Source organism: Pantoea sp. PvP021 (assembly GCF_054056055.1).
Genome location: NZ_JBSRXX010000001.1, coordinates 258,771 through 278,353 on the forward strand (window position 1 = coordinate 258,771; position 19,583 = coordinate 278,353).

15 protein-coding genes are annotated in these 19,583 nt (G+C 56.6%); 12 read left to right on the forward strand and 3 right to left on the reverse strand.

Features of this window, described 5'->3' with window-relative positions:
- Positions 1-56: 56 nt before the first annotated feature.
- The 7 genes from gabT (at position 57) to ACVKSX_RS01070 (ending at position 9,703) form a co-directional block, all read left to right on the forward strand.
- Complete coding sequence (gene gabT, locus ACVKSX_RS01040) at positions 57-1,373, forward strand: 4-aminobutyrate--2-oxoglutarate transaminase (RefSeq protein WP_172608031.1); 1,317 nt, start codon at positions 57-59, stop codon at positions 1,371-1,373.
- A gap of 290 nt (positions 1,374-1,663) precedes the next feature.
- The gene (locus ACVKSX_RS01045) at positions 1,664-2,176 is read left to right on the forward strand and encodes an Lrp/AsnC family transcriptional regulator (RefSeq protein ID WP_010247853.1); all 513 of its coding nucleotides are present in this window, start codon (positions 1,664-1,666) and stop codon (positions 2,174-2,176) included.
- A 271-nt stretch (positions 2,177-2,447) separates the two neighbouring features.
- Positions 2,448-2,894, forward strand: coding sequence for a GNAT family N-acetyltransferase (locus tag ACVKSX_RS01050; protein WP_354438217.1), 447 nt, complete (start codon positions 2,448-2,450; stop codon positions 2,892-2,894).
- Positions 2,895-2,912: 18 nt separating this feature from the next.
- A complete protein-coding gene (locus tag ACVKSX_RS01055) occupies positions 2,913-4,958 on the forward strand; it encodes a hydantoinase/oxoprolinase family protein (protein WP_354438218.1) in 2,046 nt (681 codons plus the stop codon).
- A 1-nt stretch (position 4,959) separates the two neighbouring features.
- Complete coding sequence (locus tag ACVKSX_RS01060; protein WP_354438219.1) at positions 4,960-6,918, forward strand: hydantoinase B/oxoprolinase family protein; 1,959 nt, start codon at positions 4,960-4,962, stop codon at positions 6,916-6,918.
- A 62-nt stretch (positions 6,919-6,980) separates the two neighbouring features.
- The gene (locus ACVKSX_RS01065) at positions 6,981-8,762 is read left to right on the forward strand and encodes a thiamine pyrophosphate-requiring protein (RefSeq protein WP_033767679.1); all 1,782 of its coding nucleotides are present in this window, start codon (positions 6,981-6,983) and stop codon (positions 8,760-8,762) included.
- A gap of 98 nt (positions 8,763-8,860) precedes the next feature.
- A complete protein-coding gene (locus tag ACVKSX_RS01070; protein WP_187500170.1) occupies positions 8,861-9,703 on the forward strand; it encodes an oxidoreductase in 843 nt (280 codons plus the stop codon).
- An 87-nt stretch (positions 9,704-9,790) separates the two neighbouring features.
- Here ACVKSX_RS01070 and ACVKSX_RS01075 read toward each other — a convergent pair whose 3' ends face one another.
- Complete coding sequence (locus ACVKSX_RS01075) at positions 9,791-10,018, reverse strand: hypothetical protein (RefSeq protein WP_029519618.1); 228 nt, start codon at positions 10,016-10,018, stop codon at positions 9,791-9,793.
- Positions 10,002-10,379 (reverse strand): hypothetical protein, encoded by a 378-nt coding sequence (locus tag ACVKSX_RS01080; protein ID WP_267712455.1) that lies wholly within the window; start codon positions 10,377-10,379, stop codon positions 10,002-10,004. The genes ACVKSX_RS01075 and ACVKSX_RS01080 overlap by 17 nt, the downstream gene beginning before the upstream one ends.
- Positions 10,380-10,585: 206 nt before the next feature.
- On the opposite strand from ACVKSX_RS01080, the gene ACVKSX_RS01085 reads away from it, so the two are divergent.
- From ACVKSX_RS01085 to biuH, 3 genes are read left to right on the forward strand one after another with little or no spacing between them, the layout of a single operon-like run.
- Entirely contained in the window at positions 10,586-12,022 is a 1,437-nt protein-coding gene (locus ACVKSX_RS01085) for an amidase (protein ID WP_172608035.1), read from the forward strand.
- Positions 12,019-13,335, forward strand: a complete 1,317-nt coding sequence (locus ACVKSX_RS01090) for a purine-cytosine permease family protein (RefSeq protein ID WP_305820418.1) — start codon at positions 12,019-12,021, stop codon at positions 13,333-13,335. Before ACVKSX_RS01085 ends, ACVKSX_RS01090 begins: the two co-directional genes overlap by 4 nt.
- Complete coding sequence (gene biuH / locus ACVKSX_RS01095; RefSeq protein ID WP_159226542.1) at positions 13,316-14,002, forward strand: biuret amidohydrolase; 687 nt, start codon at positions 13,316-13,318, stop codon at positions 14,000-14,002. The genes ACVKSX_RS01090 and biuH overlap by 20 nt, the downstream gene beginning before the upstream one ends.
- A gap of 108 nt (positions 14,003-14,110) precedes the next feature.
- Here biuH and ACVKSX_RS01100 read toward each other — a convergent pair whose 3' ends face one another.
- Entirely contained in the window at positions 14,111-16,297 is a 2,187-nt protein-coding gene (locus tag ACVKSX_RS01100; protein ID WP_159226541.1) for a putative bifunctional diguanylate cyclase/phosphodiesterase, read from the reverse strand.
- A gap of 416 nt (positions 16,298-16,713) precedes the next feature.
- Between ACVKSX_RS01100 and ACVKSX_RS01105 the strand changes: the two genes are divergently transcribed.
- Both ACVKSX_RS01105 and ACVKSX_RS01110 read left to right on the forward strand, forming a co-directional pair.
- Complete coding sequence (locus ACVKSX_RS01105) at positions 16,714-17,805, forward strand: mechanosensitive ion channel family protein (protein ID WP_010247815.1); 1,092 nt, start codon at positions 16,714-16,716, stop codon at positions 17,803-17,805.
- 188 nt (positions 17,806-17,993) lie between these two features.
- Positions 17,994-19,304, forward strand: a complete 1,311-nt coding sequence (locus ACVKSX_RS01110) for an SIR2 family NAD-dependent protein deacylase (RefSeq protein ID WP_187495947.1) — start codon at positions 17,994-17,996, stop codon at positions 19,302-19,304.
- Positions 19,305-19,583: the final 279 nt, after the last annotated feature.

Below are 19,583 nucleotides of genomic sequence, written 5' to 3' on the forward strand. Positions count from 1 at the left end.
AACCAGCGGGTTGCGATACTTGAGCCAACCGAACGTTACGTGGATGAGGGTTTAAAATGCAGAATGTCATGGCAGAGCAGCAAGCATACTCCGATAACAGCCTGTTACTGGATGCACGCGAGCAGAACGTGCCGCGCGGCGTAGTTACCGCCCATCCGCTGGTGATCGAACGCGCCAGAGGCAGTGAAGTGTGGGACGTGGAGGGCAATCGCTATCTCGACTTTGTCGGCGGCATCGGGGTGCTGAATGTCGGCCACAATCACCCGGCGGTGGTCAATGCGGTGACCCGCCAGCTCGGCCTGGTGTCTCATGCCTGCTTTCAGGTGGTGGCCTATCCGGGCTACATCGAGCTGGCGCAGCGGCTGAACAAACTGGTGGGCGGCGATGAGGCGTACAAAAGCGTCTTCTTTACCAGCGGCGCGGAAGCGGTGGAAAATGCGGTGAAGATTGCCCGCTCACACACCCAGCGCTCTGGCATCATCGCTTTTGATGGTGCGTTTCATGGCCGCACCCTGCTGGGTATCACCCTGACCGGCATGTCCGCGCCTTACAAACAGAATTTTGGCCCGTTCCCCGGCGATATTTACCGTCTGCCCTTCCCGAACCCGCTGCACGGTATTACTGAAGCGGACTGCCTGAAAGCGCTGGATCAGCTGTTTGCGGTGCAGATCCTGCCGGAGCGGGTCGCGGCGATTATCATTGAGCCGGTTCAGGGTGACGGCGGCTTCCTGCCCGCTGGCCCGGCATTTATGCAGGCGCTGCGTCGCATCACCAGCCAGCACGGTATTCTGCTGATTTGTGATGAAATCCAGTCCGGCTTCGGGCGTACCGGCACGATGTTCGCCTTCCAGCAACTGGGTATCAAACCCGATTTAGTCACGCTGGCGAAAAGCCTGGGCGGCGGTCTGCCGATTTCCGGTGTGGTGGGGCGTGCGGAGATCATGGATGCACCGACGCCTGGCGGGTTAGGCGGTACTTATGGCGGCAACGCACTGGCCTGTGCGGCGGCGCTGGCGGTACTGGATCTGTTTGAGCAGGAAAACCTGTTGCAGCGCTCCTGCCAGCTTGGTGAGCAACTCAATGCACGACTGCGGCAACTGGCGGATAAATATGCCTGCATCGGTGACGTCCGCGGCGTAGGCTTTATGCAGGCGGTGGAGATCCTCGATTTCGAAACCGGTCGCCCGGATGCGGCCTTAACCCAGAGGATCCTCGACAGCGCCTGCCAGGAAGGATTGCTGCTGATCAAATGCGGCCTGCATCGCAACACCATCCGTTTCCTGGCGCCGCTGGTCACTACCGACTCACAGCTGGAAGAGGCGCTGCATATCTTCGATATTGCGCTGGCCCGCGCCACAGGCCGGTTGGGGTAAAGTGCCATTCCTCATTGATATTGTTAAAGTAATTTGAAAATCTCCCGCTGGTATAACCACTGCGAAGCGCTGGCGCGTTTACGGTAAAGCGTGATATACCTTCGGGAGGTTCTGCACATTTAATTAAGCGTCTATCCCATCAGGCTATTTCATTTGTCAGTCTGAACCTGGTCAGTGCTTACAATCCTCACGTACGCCATGTACGCGCCGGTTGTTCCGCGCTGTCCGTCTCCAGACTGCCTGCAACAATGACGCCTGGTGGGACAGGCTCTGACAATGAGGGGGGTGCTATGAACGGCTTAATGAAACTCGACCGCATCGACATCAACATCCTGGTGCAACTCCAGAAAGATGGCCGTATCAGCAACGTTAACCTCGCCGACGCCGTAGGCCTTTCGCCCAGTCCCTGTCTGCAACGGGTCAAACGTCTGGAACAGGCCGGTTTTATCACCGGTTATGAAGCGCACATTAATCTCACCCGCATTACCGATTCGGTGACGGTCTTTACCGAAGTCACTCTGTCAGGCCATCGCCGCGAAGACTTTATGAAATTTGAAAGTGCGATGCGCGACGTCGATGAGCTGATGGAGTGCCATCTGATCACTGGCGGCTATGACTATTTGCTGCGCTTTATTACCCGCAGTATTGAACATTACCAGGAAGTGATTGAGAAGATGCTCGACGCTCAGATCGGCATCGATAAGTACTTTAGCTATATCGTGATCAAATCCCCGATCATGAAAAGCAGCGTGCCGTTGCGATCGCTGATCGGCAAGCACAATTCGGTGGAGTTCGGCGTGTAGCGGGCGGCCAGGCGTCGCCCTCGCCATGTTTACCGGTGGAGAGAGGGCCGTCACCTGCCTTGTTTCTGCTTACTCTTTCCTGATTCACCCCAGCCGCACTTTTGTTCGCCCATCCGCTTCACTTCTCCCGTTAATGTGCCAGATGCCCCCTCAGCATAAAATTTCTTCATGACGCAAAATTCAGTCGCAACAGCCGGTTCTGTAGCGCGCTACAGCCTCAACCGTTGGGCGAACCCTTTTACACTGTTTTCAACCGATACAAGGAGTTGTCATGGACTCATTGCAGATTGCTGACCAGCAGTGGCAGCGCGAGGCGTTCACTGTCTCCACCAGCCGCCAGCGGCTCGACCTGGCGTGGATCCACATCCAGCTGGCGGATAAGTCCTACTGGGCCAAAGGCCAGCCTCTGGCTAAAACCGTGCGGGCGATTGCCGGTTCGCTGCCGTTTGGCCTCTATCACCAGCAGAGCCAGATTGGCTTTGCCCGACTGATTACTGACTACACCCGGTTTGGCTGGCTGTGTGACGTAATGATTGATGAAAACTGGCGCGGTCACGGACTGGGCAGCTGGCTGGCAACCTGCGTCCGTGAACACCCGGAGCTGCAAACGGTGCATCGCTGGATGCTCTCAACCCAGGATGCCCATCAGGTCTATCAGCGGCTCGGCTGGCGTGTGGTGCAGCATCCCGAGGCGCTGATGGAATTTCCCCCTTCCTGACACTGGAGTTACCCCGATATGCGATACCGCGTTGGCGTGGATATTGGTGGATCCTTTACCGATTTCGCCGTGCTCGATCAGCAAACGAACCAGATTCACACCCTGAAAGTCCTGTCGCGACCGGATCAGCCAGGCAGCGAAATCGTTACCGGGCTGGCGCAGTTTCAGCAGCATCAGGGCATTGACCCCGCTGAGATTGGCTACTTCACCCACGGCACCACGGTAGGCATTAATGCGGTGATCCAGCGGCGTGGCGTGCGGCTGGCACTGTTCGCCACGGAGGGCTTCTGCGATGTCCTGGAGCTGGCCCGGCTTAAAATCCCGCATATTCACGATCTTTTCTCCCGGCGTCCTGCTCCGCTGATCACCCGCGATCGGGTGTTTGCCATCCGTGAACGCAGTGACGCGCACGGCAACGTGCTGCACGCGCCTGATCGCCAGAGCGTGCTCGACGCAATCGCTCAGGCACGCGCGGCAGGCTGTCAGGGCATTGTGGTGTCGCTGCTGCACAGCTATCGCAACCGGCACAATGAAGCGGCGGTGAAGGCGATTATCGACGAGGTGGCACCCGAGCTGCTGACCTCCTGTTCCGCTGACATCTGGCCGATCATCCGTGAATATGAACGCACCATTACCGCCACCATTAATGCCTACGTGCAGCCGATGGTGATCCACTACCTGGAATCCTTTGAGCAGGCGCTGCAACGGCTCGGCGTCAGGCCGCCGCCGCGCATCACCAAATCCAACGGCGGGGTGATGGGCGTCGATCAGGCGAAACGCGAATGCGTGCAGATGGTGCTCTCCGGCACCGCATCCGGGGTGATTGGTGCCAGCTATCTCGCCAGCGCCTGTGGTTTTGACAAAATCCTCAGCCTGGATATCGGTGGCACCAGCGCCGACGTGGCGGTGATCATCGACGGCAAAGTGGCGCAGGGCAACGGCGAAATCATCGGGGATTTCCCGATCTTTATTCCTTCTGTCGCCGTCACTTCGGTGGGTCAGGGCGGCGGCTCGCTGGCGTGGATCGATGGTCAGGGCGTGCTGCAGATGGGCCCGGACAGTGCCGGATCGCTGCCTGGCCCGGTCTGCTTCCAGCGCGGCGGCACGCAGCCCACCGCCACCGATGCGTTCGCCGCCTGCGGCATGATGGGCCATGGCGCGCTGGGTTATAACGCCGTCACTGTTGATGTGGACGCCGCCTGCGCGGCCTGGCAGCCGCTGGCGGATGCGCTTGGCGTCACGGTGCAGGAAACGGCAGAAACCGCCATCCAGCTGGCGATCTCCAGCATGTACAGCGACACCAGCGGGCTGCTGTCGCGCTTTGGTCTCGATCCGCGTGAATTCTGGTTCCTCGCCTTTGGCGGAGCGGGTCCGATGATGGGCTGCTTTCTGGCCCGCGAACTGAATATGAAAGGGGTGATTGTGCCGCCGACGCCGGGCGTGCTGTCCGCGCTGGGCGGGCTGGTGGCGGATATCCGCAACGACTTTATTCGCACGCTCTACGGCGATCTGACGCCCGCTCTGGCCGACACCCTGGCCAGTGAAGCCGAAGCATTACAGCAACGCGCCTGTGGCTGGCTGGCCCAGGAGCACGGCAGCGATATGCCTTACAGCCTGCAGTTCAGCGCGGATATGCGCTATCGCGGTCAGTCGTTTGAGATCGACGTACCGCTGGAGGCGAACTGGCTGGCGCAGGCGGATTTCACTGCGCTGCATGACGCCTTTGATCGCCAGCACCAGCAGCTGTTTGGTCACTGTGACCCGCAGGCGCCGGTGCAGTTGATCAACCTGCGGCTGGTGATTGCATCACCGACGCCGAAACCGGTGATTAACCCGCTGGCTCCGGCCACGGAACCGGTGCTGGTACTGAAACAGACCAGGGCGTGGATCGACGGCGGCTGGCATCAGGTTGATTTAGTGCTGCGTTCGGTGCTGCGTGCCGGCCATCAGCTCAGTGGCCCGGTCATCATCGCCCAGGATGACTGCACCACCTGCGTGCCGCCCGGCATGGGCGTCACGGTCGATTCATTCGGTAATCTGCTGATCACGGCGAACGAGGCATAACATGGCGATTGATGGACGTAACTTACAGATCCTGGCGAACTACTGCGCCGCCGCTGCCGATGCGATGGCCTTTACCCTGATGCGCACGGCGCACTCCACCTTTGTGAAAGAGACGGAAGATTTCTCCTGTCAGATTGTCAGCCGCAGCGGCCTGGCGTTTGCCTCGCCGCGCAGCTTCGGCGCGCCCTGGTACAGCGGCATCGATTATGCGCCGGTACTGGCGCTGATTGAAGAGTATGCAGACGGCGACATCTGCATTACCAACGACGCCTACGCCGGCAACGTGGCGACCCACTCGCCCGATATCCACATCTGGAAACCGGTGTTCCACCAGGGTGAAATTGTCTGCTTCGTTGTGGGCCACATTCATAACACCGACGTCGGCGGCGCGGTGCCTGCCTCACTGTCGCGCTCGCTGACCGATATCGTGCAGGAGGGGATTCGCATCCCGCCGCTGAAGATCATGCGGCAGGGTCAGCTCAACGAAGAGGTCGCCAGCATCATGCGGCTCAATGTGCGGGTGCCGGATCAGAACTGGGGCGATTTCAAAGCCCAGCTGGCGTCGGTGAACGTCGGCGAGCGTAAAATCCACGACATTATTGCCCGCTTTGGCATCGCCGATTTTTTGCAGGGCATTGAGGGCATTCTCGATTACGCCGAAGCGCAGGCGCGCAGCATTATCAAAACCATTCCCGACGGGGAATACTTCTATGCCGACTACGCCGATGAAGATGGCGAGGGCGGTTATCCCTGCCGGATCGCCATTACTCTGCGGGTGCAGGGCGAACAGCTGGAGCTGGACTACACCGGCAGCGACCCGCAGCTGGCCTCGTCGCTGAATATGCCGACTGGCGGACGTGAGCGACATCCGCTGGCGCTGGTGGGTGTTACCTATGTGCTCTCCACGCTGGACCGTTCACTGCTGCTTAACGCCGGTACGCTGCGACCCACCCGGGCAATCCTGCCGCCTGGCACGGTCATGAACTGTGAAGCGCCCGCAGCGGTGGGAATGCGCTCGCTGACCTGTGCACTGTCGCAGATTGCCACTATCGGCGTTTTCTCGCTGGCGATGCCGGAGCGTTTGCCTGCGAATTCACCGGGCGGCAACTCAATCATGAACATTCGTACCCAGACGCAGAATCGCAGTGTGGTCGCCTCGCTGGGTCCGGTGGGCGGCGGCGCGGGCGGCACGCCGCGTCACGATGGGCCTGACGGCTCCGGCGGTCTTTCAGCCTTTCTGAAAAACACCCCGATTGAGATCAACGAAGCGGAAGTGCCAATCCGCTTTCATCGCTACGGACTGGCCCAGGACAGCGCCGGAGCCGGTCGCTATCGCGGCGGTTTAGCCACCGAAATGGCATTTGAGGTTTTCTCGCCCAATACCACCATTACCGCGCGCAACCGTAACCGATCGGTGTTTGCCTCGGCGGGTGTCGTCGGCGGCCAGAGTGGGGCGCTCTCTTACTTCCGTACCCGGCGCGACGGTGAGGTCATCAATCACGGTAACACTGATGTGATCCACTGCCTGCCGGGTGACGTGGTCGAAGTGCGCGGACCCGGCGCGGGCGGTTATGGCCTGCCGACACAGCGCGATGCCGATGCGGTGATGCAGGATGTGCGCTGCGGTTATCTCAGCGTCGCGGCAGCCAGGACGCAGTATGGCGTGGTAGTGGTTGATCACCACGTGGATCGGGCAGCAACGGAGCACCTGCGCGCCACGATGCCGCAGCAGGCTGCGCACCATTTTGAGCACGGCGAAGCACGGAGTCGCTTCGAAATGCTCTGGACGCCACAGCGTTATCAGTTACTGACCGCCTTTCTGGCAAGCGCGCCGGTGAGCTGGCGTCACTTCCTGAAAACCCAGGTATTCCGGGCGGTGGCAGAGATAGGCGAAACGGCGGATATGGCACAAATATTCAGTGATTTGCGTCAGCGATACCCGGCAATGGCGAACAATTAACGGCGATTGCGCATCGTCTACTACGCTTTAAGTCTGCATGGACTACAAGGGGAAACGCGACGATGAGCATGAAAACCAGTGATTTTTTTGTCCAGCGCCTGAAAGAGTGGGGCGTCACACGCATCTATGGCTATCCGGGAGATGGCATCAATGGGGTGCTGGGCGCCATTCAGCGTGCTAACGCCAAAGGCGACGGCATCGAATTTATTCAGGTACGCCACGAAGAGATGGCGGCCTTTATGGCGGCAGGACACGCCAAATTCACCGGTGAGCTGGGCGTCTGCCTCTCTACCGGCGGGCCGGGCGCGACCCATCTGCTGACCGGACTCTATGACGCCAAAATGGATCATGCTCCGGTGCTGGCGATTGCCGGCCAGGCGGAAGCGACCGCGCGCGGCTCCAGTTATCAGCAGGAGATGAACCTGGATCGCATCTTCTCGGATGTTGCCAACTTCGTTCAGGAAGCTTCGACTTCAACCCAGGTTCGCCATCTGCTCGACCGGGGCGTGCGCATCGCCAAAGCGCAAAACGGCGTGGCGGTGATCATCATCCCTAAAGATATTCAGGATGAAGAGTGGCAGCCGCCGCAGCATCTGCACGGTTTTACCCATTCCGGCAGCGGCTATCAGCGTCCCAAAGTGATCCCTTATGAAGCGGATCTGCAACGCGCCGCTGAGGTGCTTAACGCCGGCAAAAAAGTGGCGATTCTGATTGGCGCAGGCGCACGTAACGCCGCCGTCGAGGTGGTACAGGTCGCCAATGTGCTGGGTGCGGGCGTGGCAAAAGCGCTGCTGGGCAAAGATGTGCTGCCGGACGATGCGCCGTTTGTGACCGGTTCGATTGGCCTGCTGGGCACGAAGCCCTCATCCGATTTAATGCAGAACTGCGACACCTTGCTAATGATCGGCAGCGGCTTCCCGTGGACAGAATTCCTGCCGGAAGAGGGCAAGGCGCGTGCGGTGCAGATCGACATCGATCCCGCCATGCTCGGCCTGCGCTATCCCAGCGAAGTGAACCTGCATGGCGATGCGGCTGAAACCCTGCGCGCCCTGCTGCCGCTGCTGGAGCACAAAGAGGATCGCAGCTGGCAGGAAGATATCGCGCTTCAGGTGCGCGACTGGTGGACGCTGATGGAAGAGCGCGCCATGGCACCCGCTAATCCGGTCAACCCGCAGCGGGTGGTGTGGGAGATGTCGCCACAACTGCCGGATAACGCCATTGTCACCTCGGACTCTGGTTCCTGTGCCAACTGGTTCGCCCGCGACTATCGGGTTAAGCAGGGTCAGCGCGCCTCGCTTTCCGGCGGTCTGGCCTGTATGGGCGCGGCGGTGCCTTATGCGATTGCCGCAAAATTTGCCCACCCCGACAAACCGGTGGTGGCGCTGGTGGGTGACGGTGCGATGCAGATGAACAACATGGCGGAGCTGATCACCATCCAGAAATACTGGCAGCAGTGGGCCGATCCACGCCTGATCGTCTGCGTGTTCAACAACCAGGATCTCAATCAGGTCACCTGGGAGCAGCGGGTCATGGAGGGGAATCCCCGCTTTGACGCCTCGCAGCAACTGCCGGATGTGAAGTATGCCGAGTTTGCGCAGTCGCTGGGAATGGTCGGTATTTTTGTCGATAATCCTGACGATCTGGCGGCGGCATGGCAGCGTGCGCTCAGCGCCGATCGCCCGGTATTGCTGGAGGTGAAAACCGATCCGGAAGTTGCCCCGTTACCGCCGCACATCACCTTTAAACAGGCGAAAGCCTTTATGGCGTCGATGGTGAAAGGCGATCGCGGTGCGGCACAGATCATCAGCGACACCGCCAGCCAGCTGTTCAATAAAAAGCATTAAGGGCTAAGTGGGGCGGTCGCGCCTCGCTAACCTTAAATCCCGGATGCACTCGCGTCCGGGTCTCCAGTCACTTCATCATCATCAACGGGAGTCTTACCATGACTGCTCACTCCAGCCCTGTCTGGTTAATATCGGGATGTTCGACCGGATTTGGTCGTGAACTGGCGCAGCAGACCATCGCGCGTGGTTTTAAGGTCGTCGTGACGGCACGTGATACCTCTTCCATTGCCGATCTGGTTGAGGGATACGACAACGCGCTGGCAGTAGCGCTGGATGTGACCCACCAGGCGAGCATCGACCAGGCCGTCAAAACGGCACTCGACAGGTTCGGCACCATTGATGTGCTGGTAAACAACGCCGGTTACGGCTATCAGAGCTCGGTGGAAGAGGGTGTGGAAAGCGAAATCCGCGCGCAGTTTGATGCCAACGTCTTTGGCCTGTTTGCCCTGACCCGCGCCGTGCTGCCCGCGATGAGAAAGGCGCGCAGCGGCCACGTCATCAACATTACCTCGGTGGCAGGCTTAATTGGCTTTGCCAGCTCAGGCTACTACTCTGCCAGCAAACATGCGGTGGAAGGCTGGTCAGATTCGCTGGCGCTGGAAGCGGGACCGCTGGGCATTCGCGTCACCTGTGTCGAGCCAGGTCCGTTCCGCACCGACTGGGCCGGACGCTCACTGCATCAGACGCCGAGCACGCTGCCAGACTATGCAGAGACTGCAGCCGCGCGTATGAAAGCCACCGCCGAGTACAGCGGCACGCAGAAGGGCGATCCGGCGCGGGCCGCCACGGCAATGATCGCCATCACTGAGCATGATAACCCGCCACGCCATCTGGTGATGGGTGCCTGGGGCCATGATGCCGTAACCAGCAAGCTTAAAGAGCGGCTGGCTGAGATCGAAGCGTGGAAACAGACGTCGGTGGAGACGGATTTTCCGGAGTAGAGGTGAGTTGCGGGTGGCGGAAAGCCGTCTGCGAGTGAGCCAGAAGCTGATAAAAATACGAAAGGCCCGTTATCGGGCCTTTAAGCGTTAAGCGCTGATCTTAGCTTTCTGCATTTCGCGCGCATTCAGCTCTTTCAACTTGCGGCGTAACAGGGCAGACGACGAGCGTTTTTTCCTCTGAGCTAACTGGGCTTTAATGGCGGGCAGATCGGGTCTGGCCAGCCATTCAGCAATCAATAGTGCCCTTAACTCCTTATACCTGGTTTCGACCGGAGCCAAAGGGGTTGTTTCATCGTGTTTATTGTAAAACGACATAGCAAGCTCTCCCTGTAGTCACTACTTTATAAGCCCGGAAACAGTCCGGGATTAAAGGTTGCGGCGCTTTCTTTGGCAACCCTGTCTGGCGATTGTAGCGTAGTTCATTTTTTAACCCAAACAAAGCATCGTAGATCTCCTCAAGGGGTGTCGGGCGACTGCGGTCAACGATCTCTCCTGATGCAGCCTGGAAAACAAAACCGCCTATAAAGAAGCTTTCATGGTGTGCAATTAACGCCAGGAGTACGCTTTTGAAAACGACAGCACTGCCTAATCCTGCAAAGCTGATATGGCGGAAATCGCCCAGGCACTCCAGACCATCGAACACGTCAAAACAGACTTCAGCCAGCCCGTTAACCATTCAGCTATTACGCCCCCTTATCGCGCAGCCCTGCGCCATCATCGTGCTGGAAAAATAAACAGCCGCCTCCACCTGGCATCATAAGAATTCGATCTTGTATCCCAGCCCGTATTCCATCTGGCATCCCCGTTTCAGACCGGATGAATCACCGCTAACTGGCACGCTTCATGCACTAGCCGACAGGTACACTTTTGGCGAGGTAACCCATGCTTGACTCCTTATTAGACGAAGATGCCACCACGATGGCCGCTCTGATTCGCAGCGGGGACGTGTCGGCGTGCGAGCTGACCGTGGCGGCGCTGGCACGGATGGAACAGCGGGAACCGGCGATACAGGCTTTTTGTACCCCGACGCCTGAACTGGCAATGGCACAGGCCAGAGCCGTGGATGCCCGACGGGCACGCGGTGAAACACTGGGCGCGCTGGCAGGCGTACCGCTGGCGGTGAAAGATTTAATCTGCACCGCAAACGTCAGAACCACCTCCGGTTCGGCGGCGTACAAAGATTTCGTGCCGGAAGATGATGACATCACGGTGGAACGGTTGCTGGCCGCCGACGCCATTCTGCTTGGCAAAACCACCGCACCGGAGTTTGGCTACAGCGGGGTCGGGCACAATCCGCTGTTTCCGTCGCCACGGAATCCCTGGGATTTGAGCATGACGCCAGGGGGTTCCAGCGCCGGTTCGGGTGCGGCGGTGGCGGCGCGGCTCTGCCCGATTGCACTGGGCAGCGACGGCGGCGGGTCGGTACGCATTCCGGCGGCGCACTGCGGTATTTTCGGCTTCAAGGCGTCGATGGGCCGGGTGCCGCTCTGGCCCGGCTGCCGTGATGAACGCTACCCCGGCGTGTCGAGCTGGGAGTCGCTGGAGCACATCGGTCCGATGACGCGCAGCGTGCGCGATGCCGCGCTGATGATGTCGCTGATGGCAGGACCGGATATGCGCGATCGCCACTCGATTCCCTGCAGCGATGTCGACTGGCTGGGCGCGCCACACCATCTGCCAGGCAAACTGCGCATCGCCTTCAGCGCAGATTTTGGCTATGTGGCCGTTGATCCGGAAGTGCGGGCAGTGGTCAGCGCGGCGGTGCAGCGTTTTGCCGCTGAAATCGGTGCTGAACTGGAACTGGCCGATCCCGGCTTCCCTGATCCGTCGGCGGCCTTTGGCGCGCTGGTGGCGATGGAGAGCGATCTCACCGGCATGCGCCAGATGCTGGCGGAGCAGGGCGGCGAGATGTCGCCGCATCTGGTCGCCATGCTGCAGCGCGACTGGCGGGCGGAAAACTTCACCGATGCCATCACCACCCGCAAAGCGGTCAGCAACTGCCTGTGGCGCTTTATGCAGCGCTTTGACCTGCTGATTACCCCGACGCTGGCGGTGCCGCCGTTTCCGCTGGGGATGCAGGGACCGGAGATCATTGATGGCCGCATGGTCCGCAGCGATCACTGGCTCTCGTTCTGCTACCCGTTCAACTTCACCGGTCAGCCCGCCGCGTCCGTGCCCGCCGGTTTTACTGCCAGCGGCTTGCCCATCGGTCTGCAGATTGTCGGACGTCATCTTGATGATGCCTTAGTGCTGGCTGCCAGTGCCGCTTTCGAGCGCATTCAGCCGTGGAATCACCTTCAACCCGGAATCGCCCAATGAAAACGTCTACTACGCCTGCGCTGGAGCAGGAGTTTGAACATCAGCCGGTACCGCTTTCGCACCGTCATTCTACCCGCTCTGTCTCGGCCGTCTGGTTTGGATTTCCGATGATCCTCACCAATGCGCTGTTTGGCGGCATCATCACCTGGCATCTGGGGTTCTGGCCCGCGCTGATTGCTATTCTGCTGGGAAATCTGGTGCTGTTCGCCTATGTCGGCGCGCTGAGCTGGTACGCCGGTAATAGCGGAATGAATTTCGCCCTGCAGGCCAGACGCACCTTTGGCAGCAAAGGCTACATCCTGGTCTCGGGTTTTCTCTCGACGGTGGTGATCGGCTGGTATGCCTTCCAGACCGGCCTTACCGGCACGGTCATTAATCAGACCTTCGGCTGGAATGCGCTGGCGGTGACGGCCTTTGCCATGATCCTCTATACCAGCATTACCTTCCTGGGCGTGCGGGCGTTGTCGGTACTGGGGATGATCGCCGCGCCGCTGTTTGTGGTGCTGGGAATGGTGGCGCTGTGGCTGATTAGTAAACAGCACGACTTCTCCGTGGTGACGCAGTGGAAGGGCAGCGCCAGCGCAGCCGGTGCAATGAGTATGGGCACCGCCGTCACCATGGTGGTGGCCGGTTTTGCTGACTCCGGCACCATGACCGCTGACTTTACCCGCTGGTCGAAGAATGGCCGTTCGGCGGTGATCGCCGCGTTTTCTGCCTTCCCGGTTGCCAATGTTATCTCTTACCTGTTCGGTGTGGTGATTGTGGCCGTGGGTGCCGCGGTTGATCCGCTGACCAATGGCGGTAACTTCCTGCCGATGCTGATGGGGCACAGCGCCTTTTTGTCGGTAGTGGCCTGCCTGTTTGTCTTTATCAATCTCGGATCGGTCTGCACACACTGCCTCTATAACGGGGCGGTAGGCTTCAGTCATCTGTTCAGCAGCAAAATGCGGCTCTGGACGCTGATCCTGGGTGCCATTGGCGGCGTACTGGCGCTGGCGGGCGTCTGGTCTTACTTCCTGGAGTGGCTCAGCCTGCTTGGCATTGTGGTGCCGCCGTTTGGTGCCGTGATGATCGTGGATTTAATTTTTATGGCGCGCATCAGCGAGCAGCGTCCGGCGCAGCGTTTTCGTGGTACTGCGTTTGCCGCCTGGGCGATTGGCAGCCTGTGTGCGGTGATCGCCCACGTCGCTTTCCCTCAATTTGGTGAAGCGGTTATTGGTCTGGTAACTGCCGCCATCAGCTACAGCGTGATCAGCAGAATGCGCATGCCGCGCCCGGTAATGGAGAACAGCAATGCCCGACTACAGCGTTAATTCAACCCCCTACGCCTGGCCGTTTGACGGCACTTTTACGCCGGCTGACACCGCGCTGATCGTGATTGATATGCAGACCGACTTCTGTGGCGTGGGCGGTTATGTCGACAGCATGGGCTATGACGTGAGTCTGACCCGCGCCCCCATTGTCCCGTTGCAGCAGGTGCTGGCGGCGATGCGCGCCCGGCAGTTTCCGGTTATTCATACCCGCGAAGGGCACCGGCCCGATCTCAGTGATTTGCCCGCCAACAAACGCTGGCGCTCGCGGCGAATGAACGCCGGGATCGGGGATGACGGACCGTGCGGCCGTATTCTGGTGCGCGGTGAACCGGGCTGGGAGATTATCCCGGAGCTGGCACCGCTGCCGGGTGAAGTGGTGATTGATAAGCCGGGTAAGGGATCGTTTTATGCCACCGATCTGGAGCTGATATTGCGCAGTCGCGGCATCCGTAATCTGATCCTCACCGGCATTACCACCGACGTCTGCGTCCACACCACGCTGCGCGAAGCCAACGATCGCGGCTTTGAGTGCCTGGTGTTGTCCGATTGCTGCGCTGCGACCGAGCAGCGTCATCATGAGGCGGCGCTGAGCATGATCCATATGCAGGGCGGCATCTTTGGCGCGGTCGCCCATTCTGCCGCGCTGCTGGATAGCCTGGGGGTTTAATTTCCCGCGACGACGGGTAAAGGGTGATGTTGATCTTCTGATCTCAGATGCATCACGCAGCCGGAAAGCCTGAGCACAACGTTGTGCTCAGGCTTTCCACATCAGCGATCACTCGTGCTGCGCGTTGTCTGGCGCAATCGTTTTCATCAGTGCTGAGAGCTGATCGGCGGGCACCGCCTGACTGAACAGATAGCCCTGCAACTGATTACAGCCCGCATCTGCCAGCGCAGACATCTGCCCTGGCGTCTCGACGCCTTCTGCTGTCACCATCAGACCCATGGCATGACCCAGTTTCACCACCGATTCAACAATCGCCACTGAATTTTCCGCCACGCCCAGCGACTGGGTAAATGAGCGATCGATTTTGATTTTATCCACCGGAAAGTTGCTGAGATAGTTCAGGCTGGAGTAACCGGTGCCAAAGTCATCCAGCGCAATCCGGAAGCCCGCGTCACGCAGCTCCACAATAATGGCGCGTGCTTCGCGTTCATCTTCGATTAACACCCCTTCGGTGATCTCCAGTTCCAGGCGCTTCGGATCGCCGCCGTTCTGGCTGACAATCGCCATCACCCGCTCAACAAAGCCGGTAGAGCGGAACTGTACCGGCGAGACGTTGACCGCCACCAGCAGCTCGGGAAAACGCTGCTGAGTGACGCAGGCTTCAGCCAGCACCCATTCGCCCAGCGGAATAATCAGGCCGGTCTCTTCGGCAATCGCGATAAATTCGCCAGGCGCAATCAGGCCGCGGGCTGGATGGTGCCAGCGCAGCAGCGCTTCGATGCCCACCATCTGCTGGCCGCCAATATCCATCAGCGGCTGATACCACACCTCCAGCCCCTGATGGGTATGCAGCGCCGTACGCAGGTCGGCAGCGATGGTCTGTCGGGTCCGCACCGACTCATCCATCGCCCGTTCAAACTGTCGATACGTGCCGCGCCCGCCGCTTTTGGCCTCATAAAGCGCAATATCCGCTTTGCGCATCAGTTCCAGCCGATCAACCCCATCTTTGGGTGCCAGCGCCAGTCCGATACTGGCACCACTCCAGACATCGCTGCCAAACAGCGTAAAAGGCTCACTCAGTTCATCGATAATGCGCTGCGCCAGGCTATGCACCTGGCCGATATTATCGACATCTGGCATCACCACGATAAATTCATCACCGCCGATGCGTCCTACCGTATCGCTGGCCCGCACGATACGGCTCAGGCGCTGTGCGACCGCGATGATCAGTTCATCTCCGGCGTGATGACCGTGGGTATCGTTGATGGTTTTAAAGCGGTCGAGGTCGATGAGCAGCAGCGCCACGCGTTGATCGTGGCGCGTCGCCAGGGCCAGCGCCTGGGTTAAGCGGTCTTCGACCAGTGCGCGGTTCGGCAGGCCGGTCAGCACATCATGAAACGCCAGGTGCTGTGCCTGAGCCTCCGACGCGCCGAGCCTGAGCATGGATTGCGAGAGGTTCACCGACGAATTCCAGAGTCGCCGCACCATATAAAGGCACAGCAGGGATATCGCCAGTACCGCCAGCCCGGTAGATGGCCCGATGGTGCGCAGCATCTGCGCACCGGGACGGGAGGGGATCCAGTTCAGATAGCCAACCGCCTCACCCGCCTGCGCGATCAGCAGATAGCGCGCACCGATTCCCGGCTGTGGCGTGCCGTCGGAGAAGTGCAGCCCCTGCAGCTGATTGCGTTCCGCCAGGCCCGTCAGATAGCCGTCATCAAGAAATTTCAGGCTCACCAGCCGGAAACGCGGCAGGGCATTGCTCTCCCGCTGGATGTTACCTACAGCCAGCGCGGCGGCACGGTTTGTCACACGGACATAATCCGCGTTATCGTGGCGCGCCGGATCGTTGACCAGCGGGCTTTGCAGCACCTCACCAATCAGCGGGTCATTTTCAGGGGCGGAGACCGGCTGGCCTTCGCGCCAGACTCTGACAATCTGATTTTGCTGGTCCAGCACCAGAATCAGCTGATGGCCGAACATCTCATACAGCCACAGCCCAATGTTCTCATCCAGCCACCTGCTGCTGTTGCCCTCCGCCAGATGCTGCTCAAAGGGTCCCCAGCGCGACAGGCTATGCAGCTGGCGCAGATGCTCATTCAGACTCTGTGAAAAAGAGGCTTCAATCATCCGTTGCTGCTGATGGCGGGCCTCCGTATTGGTGAGTGAGGTACCAACAAAGAGCGCAGCGCCTGCACCTACAAACGTCAGCAGTAAGATAGCGACCAGCGGCACCAATACCTCACGCAGGAAACTGCGACGAAAATCAGAGGAAAGTTTAAGGGTGTTAATCATATTGTTGTTTTTCTCAGCAGCAGGAGAACAGCTTAAAAATTAGCAGATTGCACAAAAACGTCCACGCAAAGCGTTGCGCTTAGTGATTCTGGCAACGTTTTTGTTGCCGGATGATCAGGGCTGGCTAAAAAAAGGGGAGTGAAAAAGTGGCTGTGTTGTATCAGATATTTTAATGATGCTGGACTGGCCGGACGGTGACATAAAGGCCACATTCTGCCTCCGTATCAGTAGCCGTAAGACTGGCGCGCAACAGCCTCTCTGGACGCATCACTGCGCATTTCCTGTTAACTTCGCCGCGATGGTTCATACTCATGTGCGCTGACTGTGTTACGAACGGATAGCCGTGAAGACAACGGTTACTGAGTTTGTCACTTATCTGACAGCCTGAGGTTGTCAGCTTACTATAAGGGAAAATAATGCCATTGTTATTCGGTGAGTTATCTGGTTTCCCGTCATGGGTGCCTGTTGTATTACTCGTCTCGCTCTCTTTTGTGCTGGGATTTCTGGCCCGCCTTATCCTGCTCCGGTTCATCCGCTACTGGCAGATTCGTGACAGAAAGCTGTTCAAATCCCTTGAGAAGCATCTTAGCGGCTCTATGTTCTTTTTTATTCCGTTATTAATGATTAATGTCGGCGTTAATTACATCGATTTTCAACCGGAATCTCTCTCTTTAATTACTAATATCATCAATGTCTTTATTATTATGTCATTTTGCTCGGTCTTAATCCGGCTGACCAATGTGGCGCAGGATATGCTTTATATCCGCTATGACATTAATATTTCCAATAACCTTCGTGCGCGTAAAATTCGCACGCAGATTATCTATGTCAAAAAAGTGGTTATTGTCATCCTGGTTCTGTTCTGTGTTTCGCTGATTCTGCTCAGCTTCCCTGGCGTCCGGAAATTCGGCACCACCATCCTGGCGGGTGCCGGTGTCGCCGGTATCATTATTGGTTTTGCGCTGCAAAAGTCGCTGGTCAATCTGTTCGCCGGTATTCAGATCGCCTTTACCCAGCCTATTAAAATTGATGATGCGGTAGTGGTAGAAAAAGAGTGGGGCTGGATTGAAGAGATCAACCTGACCTATGTGGTGGTGCGCATCTGGGATTTGCGTCGGCTGGTGTTGCCGATCACCTACTTTACCGAAAATCCGTTTCAGAACTGGACGCGCAATAACGCCCAGATCTTAGGCTCGGTGTTCCTTTACGTGGATTACTCCATGCCGCTGGAGCCGCTGCGCAAGCACTTTGAAAAAGTGCTGAGTGAAACCAAACTCTGGGATCAGGAAACGTCTGTGCTGCAGGTGACCGACACTACCGAGAAAACCATGACCATCAGGATGCTGATGACCGCGCAGAACTCCCCAATCGCCTTTGATTTACGCTGTTACGTGCGGGAAAAGATGATTGAGTTTATTCAGCAGAATTATCCGGAAAGCCTGCCGCAGGTGAGAGCATCACTGACGGATAGTGGGCGTGAGAAGGTGGGAATAGGGACGGCAGAATAGGGCAAGTGGGGAGCGGCAGTTGGGTATGATGGGTACGCACCAGAATAGCTGTCGTTGCGCTTTTTGTTTGCCGTTTTGAAGGAAGGCTAATTTTAGTTACTTGAGGCTGGAAATGGGCATTCCTATATTGATAAAGTACTTACTTAGCTGTATTTTGCTTGTTATAAAAAATGAAAAGGGAGTTTCAGATGAGTGAGATTTTTGAAATTGCGTATGCTGCTGCTACAAACAGACTCTGTCTGTTTACTGGAACCGGGTTTTCAAAGGAAGTATCTAATGGCATGGCTCCGACATGGAAAGGTCTTCTGGAAGAATTATGCGATATTCTACCAAATTCAGTAAAACTGAAATCATCACTTTTCCCAAAAGATAATCCATCACCCCTAAATCTTGAAGAAACAGCGCAAGTAATTTCGATAAAATTGGCAGCTCAAGATATGGACATCCATGAAGAGGTTGCTAAGATTATTTCCAATATTGAGTTGGGTGATGACAATGAGGATATTGAGGAGTTCTTTTCAAATCGCTCCTTCCGGGTTATAACAACTAACTATGATAAGCTTGCTGAAAATCTAACAGGTGAAAATACTTTTCAATCGATTACGCCTGGATTACCAATACCAAGATCTTCTTCTAATGTTAAAGTATATCATGTGCATGGTTCAGTCGATTCTGCGACAAATATGGTAATCACTTCAGAAGATTACTTTAAGTTTATAAATAGCGACTCATATTTTTCTCGAAAATTAAGTACTGTATTGTACGAAAATACTGTTGTGATTTTGGGCTATTCGCTTGGAGATAATAACCTAAAAGCAATTATCAATGATTATAAAGCTTTTTCTAAAAGCCATGTAGTAGGATCTAATATTTTTTTGATTTCTAGGTCTTCAATCGATCAGTATGTAAAGGACTATTATTTCCATTGTTATGGAATTAGAGTGTTAGATTCAATTGGCATTAAGAGTTTTTTTAAAAAATTGAATATAGAAATACCAAAGGCGGAAAAAATTTCAGAGAAGTCTTTGAAGTCGATTCGAAAAGTCGTATATGAAAAAAGATCTTTCAAAGATGAGTACTTAAAACTTGAAGACTCATTTTATCAAATTATTTCAGCAATTGCCGCTGAGGGATTGAGCTGGAATAATAATTTAGTAGTAGTAATGATTGGTGATATCATTGAATCAAAAACAAATTTAACCAATGAGCATAATGCTTGGGAACAGTATGAACATTTGGCTCGTTGGTTGATTTATCTTGGGGCTATTTTTGAAGTGAGCCAGACATCAATTGAAGGGAAATATCTTGAAGCAGTACTACGCTCGATGTCAACAATGAGAAAAGGTAACTATATTGGGTATTCTTGGCATGCATACAGTTCTTGGAGAAATCGGTGGTCATCCATGATTGTGTCGAATCGAGTGCTTATTAAAAAATATATTGAAGCAAATACTACTTGGCCTGATGCGTTAACTGTAGTTAATGATATTGATTCATGATTTCTAAAGTTAATGATTGACTATATTAAATTGGACTGCACCTTGCTAACCTCGTTTATAGGTGCTCCATTCGAGTGGAAATCCTCAGAATTCATAGTTAACGACAACCATCCATATTTATTTTTGAGTCAGCATCCGCTGTATTTCACCCATTCTTAATTTACCCAACGCCCTCTTCATCTTTGGACTCCCCACACCCTCACCCAACACCCACATTCACCTCTCCTTCACCCCCGCGTCACGGTTCTGTCATCTGATCCCCTCAAGCTAACACCATCC